The organism is Thermococcus sp. SY098 (genome assembly GCF_035621495.1).
Taxonomy (GTDB): domain Archaea; phylum Methanobacteriota_B; class Thermococci; order Thermococcales; family Thermococcaceae; genus Thermococcus_B.
The window spans coordinates 631,909-645,502 of record NZ_CP141821.1 but is presented as its reverse complement, the minus strand read 5'-3'; the positions used below and the strand labels follow the sequence as shown (position 1 = coordinate 645,502).

15 protein-coding genes are annotated in these 13,594 nt (G+C 41.5%); 6 read left to right on the top strand and 9 right to left on the bottom strand.

What is annotated here, in order from left to right:
- Positions 1–45 precede the first annotated feature (45 nt).
- Positions 46–1,065: an adenylosuccinate synthetase gene (locus VFC49_RS03550; protein WP_324736198.1), complete on the top strand. Its 1,020-nt coding sequence runs from the start codon at positions 46–48 to the stop codon at positions 1,063–1,065.
- On the opposite strand, the gene VFC49_RS03545 is transcribed toward VFC49_RS03550, so the two are convergent.
- The 3 genes from VFC49_RS03545 to VFC49_RS03535 are packed head-to-tail and all read right to left on the bottom strand — an operon-like array spanning position 1,062 to position 3,608.
- Positions 1,062–1,856 (bottom strand): DUF5700 domain-containing putative Zn-dependent protease, encoded by a 795-nt coding sequence (locus VFC49_RS03545; RefSeq protein WP_324736197.1) that lies wholly within the window; start codon positions 1,854–1,856, stop codon positions 1,062–1,064. The genes VFC49_RS03550 and VFC49_RS03545 overlap by 4 nt on opposite strands.
- Positions 1,856–2,788, bottom strand: coding sequence for a hypothetical protein (locus VFC49_RS03540; protein ID WP_324736196.1), 933 nt, complete (start codon positions 2,786–2,788; stop codon positions 1,856–1,858). The genes VFC49_RS03545 and VFC49_RS03540 overlap by 1 nt, the downstream gene beginning before the upstream one ends.
- 49 nt (positions 2,789–2,837) lie before the next feature.
- Entirely contained in the window at positions 2,838–3,608 is a 771-nt protein-coding gene (locus VFC49_RS03535; protein WP_324736195.1) for a lysophospholipase, read from the bottom strand.
- A 129-nt stretch (positions 3,609–3,737) separates the two neighbouring features.
- On the opposite strand from VFC49_RS03535, the gene VFC49_RS03530 reads away from it, so the two are divergent.
- Entirely contained in the window at positions 3,738–5,120 is a 1,383-nt protein-coding gene (locus tag VFC49_RS03530) for a hypothetical protein (RefSeq protein ID WP_324736194.1), read from the top strand.
- A 48-nt stretch (positions 5,121–5,168) separates the two neighbouring features.
- Here VFC49_RS03530 and VFC49_RS03525 read toward each other — a convergent pair whose 3' ends face one another.
- Positions 5,169–6,434, bottom strand: coding sequence for an adenosylhomocysteinase (locus tag VFC49_RS03525; protein ID WP_324736193.1), 1,266 nt, complete (start codon positions 6,432–6,434; stop codon positions 5,169–5,171).
- Positions 6,435–6,489: 55 nt separating this feature from the next.
- Between VFC49_RS03525 and VFC49_RS03520 the strand changes: the two genes are divergently transcribed.
- Positions 6,490–7,056: a cyclase family protein gene (locus VFC49_RS03520; RefSeq protein ID WP_324736192.1), complete on the top strand. Its 567-nt coding sequence runs from the start codon at positions 6,490–6,492 to the stop codon at positions 7,054–7,056.
- On the opposite strand, the gene VFC49_RS03515 is transcribed toward VFC49_RS03520, so the two are convergent.
- Positions 7,053–7,760: a nucleotidyltransferase domain-containing protein gene (locus tag VFC49_RS03515; RefSeq protein WP_324736191.1), complete on the bottom strand. Its 708-nt coding sequence runs from the start codon at positions 7,758–7,760 to the stop codon at positions 7,053–7,055. The two genes, VFC49_RS03520 and VFC49_RS03515, sit on opposite strands and share 4 nt — an antisense overlap.
- Before the next feature lie 91 nt (positions 7,761–7,851).
- Here VFC49_RS03515 and VFC49_RS03510 point away from each other — a divergent pair, with 91 nt between their 5' ends.
- Together VFC49_RS03510 and VFC49_RS03505 are read left to right on the top strand one after the other, a co-directional pair.
- Positions 7,852–8,271, top strand: coding sequence for a hypothetical protein (locus tag VFC49_RS03510; RefSeq protein WP_013467346.1), 420 nt, complete (start codon positions 7,852–7,854; stop codon positions 8,269–8,271).
- A gap of 97 nt (positions 8,272–8,368) precedes the next feature.
- Positions 8,369–8,557 (top strand): helix-turn-helix domain-containing protein, encoded by a 189-nt coding sequence (locus tag VFC49_RS03505; protein ID WP_081452204.1) that lies wholly within the window; start codon positions 8,369–8,371, stop codon positions 8,555–8,557.
- Here VFC49_RS03505 and VFC49_RS03500 read toward each other — a convergent pair.
- Both VFC49_RS03500 and VFC49_RS03495 read right to left on the bottom strand, forming a co-directional pair.
- Positions 8,547–9,743, bottom strand: a complete 1,197-nt coding sequence (locus VFC49_RS03500) for a hypothetical protein (RefSeq protein ID WP_324736621.1) — start codon at positions 9,741–9,743, stop codon at positions 8,547–8,549. The genes VFC49_RS03505 and VFC49_RS03500 overlap by 11 nt on opposite strands.
- An 83-nt stretch (positions 9,744–9,826) precedes the next feature.
- Positions 9,827–10,852, bottom strand: a complete 1,026-nt coding sequence (locus VFC49_RS03495) for an L-threonylcarbamoyladenylate synthase (protein WP_324736190.1) — start codon at positions 10,850–10,852, stop codon at positions 9,827–9,829.
- A 60-nt stretch (positions 10,853–10,912) separates the two neighbouring features.
- Between VFC49_RS03495 and VFC49_RS03490 the strand changes: the two genes are divergently transcribed.
- On the top strand, positions 10,913–11,224 hold the full coding sequence (locus VFC49_RS03490) for a hypothetical protein (protein WP_324736189.1): 312 nt from the start codon (positions 10,913–10,915) through the stop codon (positions 11,222–11,224).
- Here the strand turns inward: VFC49_RS03490 and VFC49_RS03485 are convergent.
- Positions 11,205–12,239 (bottom strand): glycosyltransferase family 4 protein, encoded by a 1,035-nt coding sequence (locus VFC49_RS03485; protein ID WP_324736188.1) that lies wholly within the window; start codon positions 12,237–12,239, stop codon positions 11,205–11,207. The two genes, VFC49_RS03490 and VFC49_RS03485, sit on opposite strands and share 20 nt — an antisense overlap.
- Positions 12,240–12,299: 60 nt before the next feature.
- Positions 12,300–13,586 carry a hypothetical protein gene (locus VFC49_RS03480; protein WP_324736187.1) on the bottom strand — a complete coding sequence of 429 codons (1,287 nt, stop codon included), beginning with the start codon at positions 13,584–13,586 and terminating at the stop codon, positions 12,300–12,302.
- Positions 13,587–13,594 lie beyond the last annotated feature (8 nt).

Genomic DNA, 13,594 nt, shown 5'->3' with positions numbered 1-13,594 from the left:
GAAACTGTTTTAAGGGTGTTATTGACTTATCTATGGGTAAGAGCCATGCCAAGTGTTATTGTTGTTGGTGGACAATGGGGAGATGAGGGAAAAGGTTCTGTAATTGCCTATCTCGCTCTGCATGACAAACCAGAAGTCATTGCACGCGGAGGCGTGGGAACAAACGCAGGACACAGCGTTTTTATACACGGGAAAAAATACGCAGTTAGACAGCTGCCCACGGGTTTTATGAACAGGGAAGCAAGGCTTTTGGTTGGAGCTGGAGTTTTGGTTGACCCAGAGGTTTTCTTCCATGAGCTTGAGCATCTCAAAGAGTTTGATGTTGCCAAGAGGGTAGGTATAGATTACAGGTGTGCAATAATTGAGCCACACCACAAGGAGATGGATAGGAAAAACGGTTATTTGCATGGAAAGATAGGCACAACAGGAAGTGGCTGTGGTCCGGCAAATGCTGACAGAGCTTTGAGGAAGGCAAGACAAGCTAAAGACATCAAAGAGCTTGAGCCCTACCTTACTGATGTTGCACGGGAAGTTAATGATGCCTTGGATGAAGGAAAGCTTGTTCTGGTTGAAGGCACACAGGGCTTTGGACTGAGCTTGTATTTTGGCACATATCCTTATGTAACCTCAAAAGACACTTCAGCATCAGCAATAGCAAGCGACGTTGGAATTGGACCGACGAGGGTTGATGATGTCATAGTTGTTTTTAAGAGCTTTCCAACGAGGGTGGGAGCTGGGCCGTTTCCAACAGAAATGCCAATGGAAGAGGCAGAGAAAATGGGGTTGGTTGAATATGGCACAGTGACTGGAAGAAGGAGGAGAGTTGGCTGGTTTGACTTCGAATTTGCAAGATACTCTGCAAAGATTAACGGCGCTACGATGCTTGCAATAACGATGCTTGACAAATATGATAAAGAAGCCTTTGGCGTAACAGATTATGATAAGCTGCCCATGAGGGCTAAGGAGTTCATAGAGGAGATTGAAGACAAAGTTGGAGTTCCAGTTGGCTTGATAAAGACCGGTCCAGAGCTTGAGCATATAATTGACCTGAGGGAGAACATCTAATCTTCCAAAAACTTTAGGATTTCTTCTTTAATTTTCCCCTTTTCAAGTTTTGCTATTTCTCCAAGTGAAAACTTTTCCTCAAGATTTAAAATGAATCTGTAGCCAAGATAGTAGCCCAAAAACTGCTTTCCAAAGAGCTGATACCATGAGCCAAAGAATGGATTCAGTGGCTCTTTCTTCTTTATCCTTCTTAAAAACTCTTTCTTGAGAAGCTTTTCATTTTCTTCGCACCATTCAAACCATCCTTCTTCCTCAAAGTGCCAAGGTCTGCCAGTAATTAAATCTTCAATCCTCTGGGCGAATCCTTCTGTGTAGAGCCACATCATCTGCTCATCTTCAAGCTTTTCTATGTCTTCCCCTCGTAAAAGCCAGTGAACCAAGTGTCCAAACTCATGAGCAATTAACCCTTCAAGCTTGTCATACCATTTAAGCTCTGCAATAGCTTCAAGACCAAAAAGAATTGAGGGTTTCCCCATGAACTCGGTTACCCATCCAGCACCGTTCTCAAGACCAACGTAGATTACAATGTTGTAGTCTTTGACGTCAAAGAGTATCTTAATTTTCCTCTCTACCTGTGGGAGAACTTTCAGCAGATTCTCATACGCAAGCTTAAGTTCGTCGGTATTTCTCTTGGTGAGGAGCTCTAGATATTCCCTCCAGTCCATTTTATAGCGCTCATAGTCCCGCTTAATCTTCTCAAAAAGTTCTGGGTACTCTTGAATGTACCTCAACCAGCTTTCTTCAGTGCCATCCCAGTGCTTAAGAAATGTTGGAAAGGTGTCAATGAGCATTAAAATCCCCATTCATCTTTCTCTTCCAGTGTAACGGTAAAGCTCATGCTTTCAGAAACATCTCTCCTGAACGGCAAATCCAGTGTGCCCTTCAAAATGAACTCCCCGTGACCCATAGCCACATACTGTTTACCTAACTTCCTTTTGATTACTCTTGGATCAATGCTTTCATACCCTCCAGCGATAATTATGTTCTCTTCTGGAAGCATCCTGTAAGAGAACTCAAAGTTGTCTCCCTCTGCAATTGGGATTTCATAGGCACTCTCTGGAGCGGAAATTGTAATTTTAACCTTCCTTGCCTTGTTGAGTGTGGAGTACACCCTACCGGTTATGTTCTCCTCAACACCCTTAACTATAACTTGGGCAGAGTCATTGTCTGTTGATAAAACCAAGGTTCCATTTGCATCCACGTTTCCTTTCTCAGTTAAAAACAAGAAGACGACATCCCTGTAAGGCTCGCTAAGTATTCTTACAGCCGGAGCGCTTACAAATCCTGAACCATCGGACAATATTGCCATCCTGAATTCGGCATTTATGAAGGGAATATTTGAAGCCCTTGCACTCCCAGCTGGAGTAAACTCTCTTGATACATGGTAGCTTCTACTCTTCCCGCTGCTGCTCCACCATGCTTTCATGTTTAAAATCCCATACTCAAATTCAAGTTCTTCTGGGAATGAAATACCGATTTCTGAGATGCTCACTATGGAGAATAGGCGTTCTGCTTTTTTTGCTTGTTTTAGAATGGTATGCTGGAAATAAAACCCTACAACAAAGAGCAAGGTTGCAAATCCCATAAATGCTAACAAGAAAATTTTGCCTCCTGAAGTATGGGTGTAAACGAAAACTACTGGGAGTAAAAAGAGTATAAAGAACACTACGAGAATTGCTGAGATAATCCGCCCACCTTTAGGCTTGATGAAAATTGTTTTCATTCCAACTCCCTCACAGAGTGAATTGGAATTATAAATATATTTCCTTTTCTTAAGAGTGGATTCTCAGCCATTCAATTATCGTCTTATGGAACTCATCTCCCCATTCCGGATCTTCGAAAATCTCATGATATGCCCCTTTGAACTCTTTGAGCGTTTTATCTTCAACTGTCAACTTTTCAAACAGCTTTCTCGCCCCTTCTGGTGGTGTTATGACGTCTTCTGTGCCTATTAGGATTAGTATGGGGGCTTTGATCTTCCCAGCCTCTTTATGTGCTTTTTCCATATTTTCAAAAATACTCTTTCCCAAAGCTGCTGAAATTTTGTCATGCACGAGTTCATCTTCAATATATTTCCTAACAGCCTCTTTGTTTCGAGACAATAGATTTGGATCAATTCCGTTGCTTAAAGTTAGAGTGGGAACAATGCTCCCCAGTACCTTTGCTAAGAGTATCATAAAGCTCGGGGTCTTGGGGCTTTTTGCTAAGGCTGGTGAAGAAGCTATGACTCCTCTAATCCTATCTGGTCGTGTTTGTGCATATCTGATGACCGTTAATCCACCTAAGCTGTGTCCAAAGAGAAATGGCTTCTCCCCGATTTCCTCGATAATCTCGTCAATTGTTCTCATAGCCTGTCCAACTGTTGCGTGTCCTCTCTTCCCTCCGCTTTTCCCATGTCCGGGCCAGTCGAAGGTATAGACGGCAAATCCCTCATCTACAAGCATGTTTATCAGCTTCTCATATCTGCCGCTGTGCTCCCCAAGACCGTGAACAAGAACAACCCATCCTCTTTCAGGAGTTCCAAATTTAGCCCGGTATATCATCGAAAACACCAGATAAAAAGTTGGGGAAAGAGGAATAAAAATGTTACTTAGGCAGACAAGTTTAATATTGATAGGCTCAAGCCGAGAACGTTATAAACTCCGGAGGGATAGATAAATTCGTGAGTTGGGATGGAAGAGAAAATTAATGAAATCTTGGAGTTGCTACCATTCATTGATAACAACAGTGAGAAAATGAAAATAATAAGCACTCTTCTAAGGATTTCTCACGGAGATCAACAGTTGTTATCTTTAGGATTCGACACTGTTGAGGCAATTAAGGATGATTTAACGAGAATTCAATCGCTCCTGAGCTTAGCTACTGCGGTTAAAGATGCAGATGTTGGTCTCTACAAGGGACTCCTTCAAATGGCGATAAATGAAGCAAAGAAGCTTGCCAATCCTAAAGAAAAGGCGATGGCATTATCCGATATAGCTGTGGAGGTTGTCACATTTGATGAAACACTTGCCCTTAAGCTCGTTGAGGAGATATTGACTTTGATCTTCAAAATAGAACTCAAGGAAGACAAAGTTGCAGCGGTAATGTACTTTCTAAAGGATTTGCTTAAGAGTGAAGACATTGAAGGGGCAATTAAAGTCGCAAAGAAAATTTCAGATCCCTATTATAGGGCAATAGCATTTAGCGAGATAGGGAAAGCCCTCGCAGAAGCTGGCATTCAACTATATCTGTCGGTATTCTCTCAGGCATTAAAAAGTGCTTCAGAGATAGAGAACTTCGTCATGAGAGAGATGACGTTTGGAGAAATAATTTCAAAGCTTGCAGAAGCTGGAAGAGTTGATGAAAGTTTAAATCTTATAGAGAAGTTAAGGGTAAAAGAAGCTCAGATCCAGGTTCTTGAATCAGTTATCTTGAGGCTTATAAGCGCTGGAAATCTGACCAAGGCTCTAAATCTCATAGTGCTAATTGATGACAGAAAAAAGAAACTTAAGCTTCGAGCGTTGAGCGTTAGTGCACTCATAAAAGCTGGTCACTATGAGGAGGCGTTAAAAATCGTTGAAAGCCTTAAAGATCAAATCCATAAAGATTTAGCTTTAAGCGAAATGAGCATAGCGTTGGCGGAGAAAGGTGAATTTGAAAGGGCATTGCAAGTCGTTGGACATATACGGGATGGCTATTATCGGGGGAGGGCATTTTCTATAATCGGCTTGGAGCTCTTCAACAGGAGAAGAGATGGATATCAAGTGTTGTTTGAAAAGGCAATAGAAGAGGCAAAAACCATTAAAAATCAGCGGCTACGCTCCCAGCTTTTCGTTGATATCGCGCTCAGATTGGCAACGGTGAACCTCAGAAATCAGCTCTTGGACTTTCTCAATAGAAAGGTGCAAAATGCAGAAGAAAGCGCCAAAGAGGGGAATTTGGAGAGGGCTGCGAGAGAATACAAAGAAGGTCTTGAGCTTTCTGAAATAGCCAGGCTTAAAGAACATTCAGAACACTTCAGGAACAGAATTTACGAAATCCGGAGAAAACTCGTTGAGAGAATTGAAGTCAGCTGACCGGGTTTGCGAGTTCCTAATGGGGAAAAGAAAAAATAATATTGGAAATCACGTTCCATGCTCCCAGCTTTCCAAGTATTTCATCTGCTCCTCCGTGAGCTGTTCAATCTCAATTCCCATGGCTTTGAGCTTAATCCTCGCCACCATCTCATCAATTTCTCTCGGCAGAACGTAGACCTTGTTCTCAAGCTTCTCATGATTATCCCTGATATATTTAGCCGCCATAGCTTGCAGGGCAAAGCTCATGTCCATTATCTCAGCTGGATGTCCATCTGCTGCCGCTAAATTAACAAGCCTCCCTTCTGCAAGCAAATACAGTCTTCTCCCATCTTTGAGCTTATATTCAGTTATGTTGGGCCTTGGTTTGCTGATCTCAACAGCTAAGGACTCTAAATCCGGCTTTGAAATCTCAACATCAAAATGCCCGGCGTTGGCTAAGATTACTCCGTCCTTCATAACTTCAAAATGCTCCTTGCGGATGCAGTTTATGTCACCGGTTGCCGTTATGAATATATCTCCAATCTTAGCTGCCTCTCTCATCGGCATGACTAAAAAGCCATCCATCCTTGCTTCCAATGCCCTAATTGGATCAACTTCAACCACTATAACTGTAGCACCTAATCCTCTTGCTCTTATTGCTATTCCCCTTCCGCACCAGCCATAACCGACGACAACGACGTTTTTGCCCGCCACAAGAAGGTTGGTAGTTCTTATTATGCCGTCCCATGTGGACTGACCAGTCCCATAGCGATTGTCGAATAAATACTTTGTATATGAATCATTGACAGCTATGATTGGGAATTTAAGCACTCCATCTTTTTCCATCGCCCTTAAGCGGATAACTCCAGTTGTCGTTTCCTCGCTGGCTCCCCAAATATCGTCAATGAGTTCTTGCCTCTCTCTGTGAACAACGCTGATCATGTCCGCTCCGTCATCTATGAGAATGTTGGGCTTTATGTCAAGGGCTTTGTGCATGTTCTCGTAATACGCCTCCGTGTTCTCCCCTTTCCATGCGTACACTTTCACTCCTGCTCTTGCTAAAGCCGCAACAACATCATCTTGGGTACTTAGAGGATTGCTTGCAGTTGCTGAGACCTCTGCCCCTCCAGCTTTCAGCGTGAGAAGGAGAAAAGCAGTCTTCATTTCCAAATGCAGGCAGGCAGCGATCCTGATACCTTTAAACGGTTTTTCTTTCTCGAAATCCTTTCTTATGCTCTGGAGGACAGGCATAAAGCGAGAAACCCAATCAATTTTCTTCTCTCCTTCTGGAGCCAAGTTAATATCCTTAACGCAATAATCCTTCGTGCAGTCCATGTTACCACCTGTTTACTTTTAAGGCTCAGGTGTTAAAAATCAATTGGTGGGGGCAATGATTGTTGATCTAACAAAAACTTTGAGCGAAGAGCTTGAAGTTTATCCAGGTGATCCAGAGATCAAAATTAAAGAGTGGACAAGCCTTGAAAAGGACGGATACTACATGAATCTTCTCTGCTTTGGAGAGCACAGCGGAACTCATGTTGACGCTCCAGCACACTTCATAAAAGGTGGAAAAGCTGTAGATGGGCTTCCTTTGGAGAAGTTCTTTGGAAGAGCTATCGTCGTTGATGTCTCTGATGGTCAGGGTGAAGTAACTATTAAAGAAGTTCCCAAAACAGACTTAGAAGGAAAAATTGTGCTGTTTTATTCGGGAGGGAGAGAGCTAAGTGTAGAACTTGCTGAGTTTTTGGTCAATGCTGGGGTTAAGGCTGTTGGGACTGATGGAATGAGCATTGGCAACGAGGAAGTCCACAGAGTGCTCCTCTCTGCTGAGATTCCAATTTTTGAAAACTTGACAAACCTTGAAAAGCTGGTTGGGAAAAACTTTACTTTCATAGCATTCCCGCTTAAAATCAAAAACGGTTCCGGAAGTCCCGTTAGGGCTGTTGTTTTGCTTTAAATTCCTCCGCTCTCTCTGACCTTCCTCCTAATGTTGGGATCCCTATCAGCTATCATCTTCAAAGCTTCTTCAAAGCTCATCCAGTCTGGAACTTCTTCGTTGAGGTAAATTCCGGTTCTTCCAATTGCGTCTCTTCTTGTCAGGATATGCACTCTTTCTTTGACAAGCTCAACACTTACACCGATAATCTTTGCAACTTCACTTTCCCTTCCAACAACTTCCCTCTCAATATGTCCCTTTTCTGTCGGAATAATCAGAATCAGCTTTTTATTAACTCCCGGAACCCTTTGCTTGGTTTTTACTCCCCAGATATCGACCATTCCACCCCATTTGTAGAATTCAAGCTCTTTATCTGTGGGATTCGTCAAAAAGAATGTTACAGTTGTTTCTTCATCAATTTCAATATGTCCCTTTATGAGATGCCATGGGGTTGCCATAACAATTCTTCTTGCTTGAATTGGTATTCCTTCAAGAGCAAGCTCAATTAGATAGCTTGGCACTTTGTAAGGAATAACAATATCTATATCGCTATCTTTTCTAACATCTCCCCTTGCAACGCTTCCATAAACGTGGGGGTCAAACTGAGCTAAGCGCTCCATGATCTGTAATGCTTTTTCTCGCTTTTCCCACAAATAGCGCCATCTTTTCGGAGAATACACTATCTCTCGCTCATCCCACACACGAACAACTTTTTCTCTCGGCATGATTTAAACTATTCATGTGGACTTTTAACTTTTAGCTGGGGGAACCAATAAGGTTTTATAAGCATCAGTTGAAGTTGGAGTGGTGAAAAAGATGCCAGTGTTGGGAATAAACATTACCAAAATACAGATTGAGAAAAAAGGAGGAGTAATCGGCAGGGTTGAAGTTAACCTTTCCCCGCAGATTAAAGAAGTCAGACTTGGGGAGCTGAGAATGCCTACGGGAAAGGTAAACGGAATTGAGATTCTTTTTGAATACAGAATAAATTATCGTCCTGAGGTCGCAAGTGCTGTGGTTGAGGGAATGGTGTTCTACTTGCCTCCTCAGAAAGAGCAGATTGATGGGATCCTTGATCTTTGGGAGAAGGAGAAAAAAGTTAGACCGGAGGTATTTGCTGAAGTTGTCAACTTCATAACAAATGAGATCAGCCCCTTTTTAATGATCGCTGCAAAAGACATGAAGATTCCATACCACATTCCCCTCCCGAGGGTTGCACTTAAGCCAAGGGAGTGAACCTTTGCCTTAATCGGAAACTTTATAACCCCTCCTCTAAACTTTTTAGTGGTGGTGACAATGAGGGGGGATGTAGTTTGCTTTACCTACCTCAGCAATACGAGTTTTTGAGAGCTTAAGTGAGAAACCGCTCTCTTCTAAGGAAATTGCTCGTCTGACGTCTCTTTCGGAAAGAACCGTTCGCTACGCATTGAGGATTTTAAAGCAGAAGGGACTTGTTGAGGAGGTTTTCTTTTTGGGAGACACAAGAAGGAGGGGGTACAGAAGGGCGGGGATCAACCAGTGACTATACCCTCCGCATGGTACAATTTGTTTTTAATTTCTTTTAGCTCGGGATATTCACTAATTATCTTCTCTGCAATTTCTAAAGCTTTTATATAATCCGCACGTTTTGAGTAGAATTCTATCTGCTCTATCCGTTCAAGTATTGCAACATCCTTTTTCTTAGCTGCAAGATACCGAAGCAGTGCGGTTCTAATTCTGACTCTATAATTTATCTTGCCCTTGGACTCTTCAAGGGCGGTTTTATATACCTCCAGTCCGTTTTCAATTTTTCCTACACCAATTAATGCTTCTGCAAGTTGCAACAATTTGTCCCCAACTTTTTCAAATTTTCCTTTGCTTCTGTAACTGTTCACAAGCTGATACAGCATTCTGCTAACATTCAGCCCTATCAGCTTTGCTCTATTGAAGTTTCTTGCTAAGAGATAGGCGTATTCTGCTTTAAGCAACCTTTCTGTGGTTTGATCGAGATCTCCTTCAGCATATGCTTCCTTGCTTGCTCTCTCGTAGTTTTTTCCAGCAGTATCAAGGATCTCTATAAAATGGGAATCGTAATCAAAGAGATCCTTAACAAAGTATCCCAGCCTGAAAAATGTGTCCCCCGCTTCGTTGTAATAACCATCTTCGAGGTACTGCTCGGCTAACTTTCCATACAGATCTATAAGTCTCTCTGCAGCTATATGGACCCCATCTAAATCTCCAATAAGCTTGTAGTATCTGTATGATGTTTCATACGCTGCGATTGCAGATTCTATATCATCAGTATCAAGGTATGCATTGGCGAGGTCCTCATACATTACCGCAAATTCCCTGGTGTATTTTTTCAGGTTCTTCTCATCATTCAGGAGAGTAAAGATTTCAAGCACATTTAAGCAGAAATCCTCAAGTTTTATGAGGTTTATCTCTATTTTTTCAATTTCTTCTTCAATCAGGTGCAGGTACATATAAGCGCTTTTGAGAAGAAACGGTCGTGCTTTTTGTGGGGTTTTGGTTTTGTTCAGAAGGGAAACTCCAATATACTTATAAAGTCTTGCCGCATCCATGAGCTTTCCGATTTCCTCATATCCTTTTGCGGCTTTAATAAGGTATTTGAGCCCCTCCTTGATTTTGCCATCCGTAATGCGCTTGTAACCAATCCCTTCCAAGTCTTCTGGACTTGAAGTGAATGGGTTAAACGGCAAGATTCTCACCTCTTCATGATTGCAATTCCCTTCAAGCCTTAATTTTATATCCATCGCATTATTTAAGCATTATCTCTCATTAGATAAAAGGGTTATGCTTTAACTATTCTGTATCCAGCAGCTTTTCTGAGACGGTTCATTACTGCGAGTCCCAGCCCTTTTTCTTCTATTCCTTCTGCAAGGATTACATCAACTCCAGATTTATCAAGTTCCCTCAGGGCTCTGAAGAGATTTTTCGCTACTTCCTCTTCACTATTTCCCAGATTTACATATGCATCAGCCTCATAAAAATCTCCAGTAGCCATAATGCCGACTTTTATTCCTCTTTTTTTGTACTCTTTCAAAAGCTTCTTGATTTTCTCTTTAACTTTTTCCCTATCCCCTTCAATTACAATCACTTGGGCATTTGGAGCATAATGCTTGTACTTCATTCCCGGAGCTTTTGCAATATCTACAGTTTTACCTTTTACAGCCGGATGGATTTTTATTCTTCCAATGGTCCTTTCTATCTCCTCTAAGGGTAAGCCTCCCGGTCTCAGAAGAGTAGGTGGTTTTGTCGTTAGATCTAAAACCGTAGACTCAACTCCAATTTTCACTTCTCCTCCATCAATTATACACTCTATTTTCCCATAAAAGTCATCCACTACATGTTCTGCTAAGGTAGGGCTGGGTTTACCACTTATATTGGCTGAAGGTGCTGCTATTGGTCTTCCACTCGCTTTAATTAGGTTGAGGGCAATTTCATGAGCGGGCATTCTTATTGCCACAGTATCAAGCCCACCTGTTGTAGTTTTGGGGACATTGTCTTTTTTCGGCAGCACTATAGTTAAAGGCCCCGGCCAGAAGTGCTCTGCCAAAATTTCGGCTTCTCTGGGAACGTTTCTTGCCAACTCGTATAGCTGCTCAAACCGAGCTATGTGCACAATTAGTGGATTGTCAGCAGGTCTGCCTTTTGCCTCGAAAATTCTCCTAACTGCTTTCTCGTTTAATGCATCGGCTCCAAGTCCATACACTGTCTCAGTTGGAAAAGCAACAAGTTTACCCTCTCTAATGAACTTTGCGGCAATTTTGATTTTTTTATTATCAACTCCGTCTCTCATATTTATTACAATTGTCATAACCCTCACTTCCAACATCTTTATTTAATCTTATGATATTAATTACTCTTGGTGTTTCCCATGGTGAACAGGTCAGATTATGCATTTAAATACTCGATGAGAGAGCTAAAAAGATTATTCCCCAACACGCCTTTTCTTGAGGTTAAGATGCAGGAGTTGGAGGGGGACGAAGTAAGAGTGAAGTCTTTGGAAGAATTCATCGATGTCTGTGATAAGCTGAGACTCTTAGTTGAGTACTCAGTTGATGATGAGAATGGAAGCGTTAGGTTCTTAACAAAATATCAGGGTAGAACATTGGTTTACGAGATCGATATTAACGAGTTTTACAAAGCTGTTAGCAGGATTAGGGAGCTCAAGGAAAGTGTAGTGTAGATTTGTAAATTTCTTCAATTTGTCTTGCAATGGTTTTCCACGTATACTTTTCAGAAATCTTTTTTCCAAAACTTCCCATTTTACGCTGTTTTTTTGGAGTCAGCATTCCTTGAAACTTTCCAATCAACTCTTCAAATTTTTCAAATGTGACCCCATTTTTGCCCTCTCGGATTAGCTCTGGAATGCCCCCTACCTTTCTTCCAATTACTGGAACTTCTGAGGCGTTTGCTTCAACTATTACCAGTCCAAAACCTTCTCGTTTGGAGGGCAAGATTAAGATTTTAGTTTTCGAAAGAATATTTTCTATATCCCTTCTATAGCCCAAAAATTTGACATTAGAAGGAGCTTTTTCTTCTAAAACCTTTTTAAGAGGACCATCTCCGACAATTAAGAACTGCTCATCCGGGAAAACTTCAGCAAGTTTAATCACTGTTTCTGGACTTTTATAGTGCCTCAGTGCTCCAATAAATGTTGTGAACGTCCTCTTCTTCTTGCCGTATTGAAGTTTCCCGACTCCGTTTGGAACAACATAAACCTTTTTTGCACCAAGAGAGAGTGCCTTTTTAGCTAAATAATGACTAACAGCTATAACTCTATCTGCTTCACTCAGGCTTTTTTTCACATAATATGTGCCTAAAGGCAGTCTGGACATGAAATCAAGATCACTGCCGTGTGCTGTAATAACTATTGGGACTTTAACATGTTTCTTGGCTAATATTGCAGCATATGTTGTTGTTCCTATATAGTGGGCATGTATGATATCAAATCTGTATTTTTTGTGAAGCTCCTTAATTTTTTTAGAGGCTAAAAACGTAAAGCTTACACCCCTGATTCCAAAAATACTCGGAGGTTTAACCTGATGGACAAATCCTGATTCAAATTTTCTGGGGATTATGGGGCCATATGTAAGAACGTGTACCTCGTGCCTCTTTCTAAGTTCTCTAACTAAATTATCAAGGTGTCTGGCAATTCCACCCGTGTGTGGAGGGTAATGCCCAACCATGAGAATCCTCATCTTTTCATCCTCTGCTCAGATAAAAGAACAAGAAATTAAAAAGTTTTAGTTAAATGCCAATTATGGTCTTGGATTTTCAGCATGTCTTCCTCTTTCTTCTCTGTGATCTGGTGGTACTTGGGGAAGACGTCTTTTTTCGTTGATAAACATTTCTCTGAGCTCTTCCTTTGCTTCTTTGATAAGTTTGAGGGCTTTTGAGTAGTTTTTGGATTTTATCGCTAATTTTATCTCTGCTAAAACTTCCTCCACGCTCTCGGTATTAATGCCGAGGATTTTTAGTGCGTTGATTCTCGCCTCGAGCCTTAAAACCTCCCTATTAAGTGCATAGTTCAGAGACATCTGGGCAATTTTGTTCCACTCTTTAGCGGACATGCTTATTACGAAGTCAGCATTTCTGTTTGCTGCAACTGCAAGAAGATAAGCCTCCTGATAGTTGCCCAGACTGTAAAGTTTCCAGGCTTTTGTGATCTGTTCTTTTGCCATGTTGAGTCTCTTCTTCGCTTCGGGTATATCGAGACCATCAAGGAAGTTTTCTGCTACTTGCGTTTTGTTGTCCACAAGTTTCAGAGTTTCTAAGACAACCTGACCCACTGTGCCTGCATACTTGATAGTAAAGTACGTTCCTCGCGTATAATTACCAACAGTTACTTCATATCCCTTCTTCCTTAGAAAATTGGCAATTTCATCTGTATTAATATTGAATAGAGGTTTTGGAACTTTTTTATGCTCCAGCTGAATCCATCTTGAAGTTACTATCACTTCAACCCATGGGCGTCTCTGTGATGCTTCAAGTATCTCATCAAGAATTTGAAGGCTTAAATTCTCGTACCCTTCTCCAGTAAATACCCAAATTGACTTGTACTCAGCTACATTGGGTAATGCATCAAGCCACCTCTGCATAAGCATGCTAAGGACATCCCTACCATGTACAATGTAGACTGTCTCTATTTGGGAAAATTCTTCGGGGAATTCTTCCTTAAGCTTTTGAACCACCACCAGATTGGTTTCATATCTGTTCCTTCCGTACCATCTCTCGAAGGGGATGTCCATCTCTTCAAGATCTTTTTCATAATCAATTGGAACTGCCGTGGGTCCTCCAATTATTATAACCTTATCAGGGGCATATTTTAATACTTCAGCAGAATAGTTTGGGTTGTAGATTCCCCAAGGGACTTTAATAACTGCGTAAGCATTAATAATGTTTGCGACACTATCGGCTAAAGTTGAATCTGCCTCATTATCACTCACAAGTATCACTATGTTAACATCTGCAGCGTGTGATATTGGGATTAGTGAAAGCATGAAGATCATGACTAAGGATGTTGTTAAGACTTTTTTTCTCATCATCACTTTAC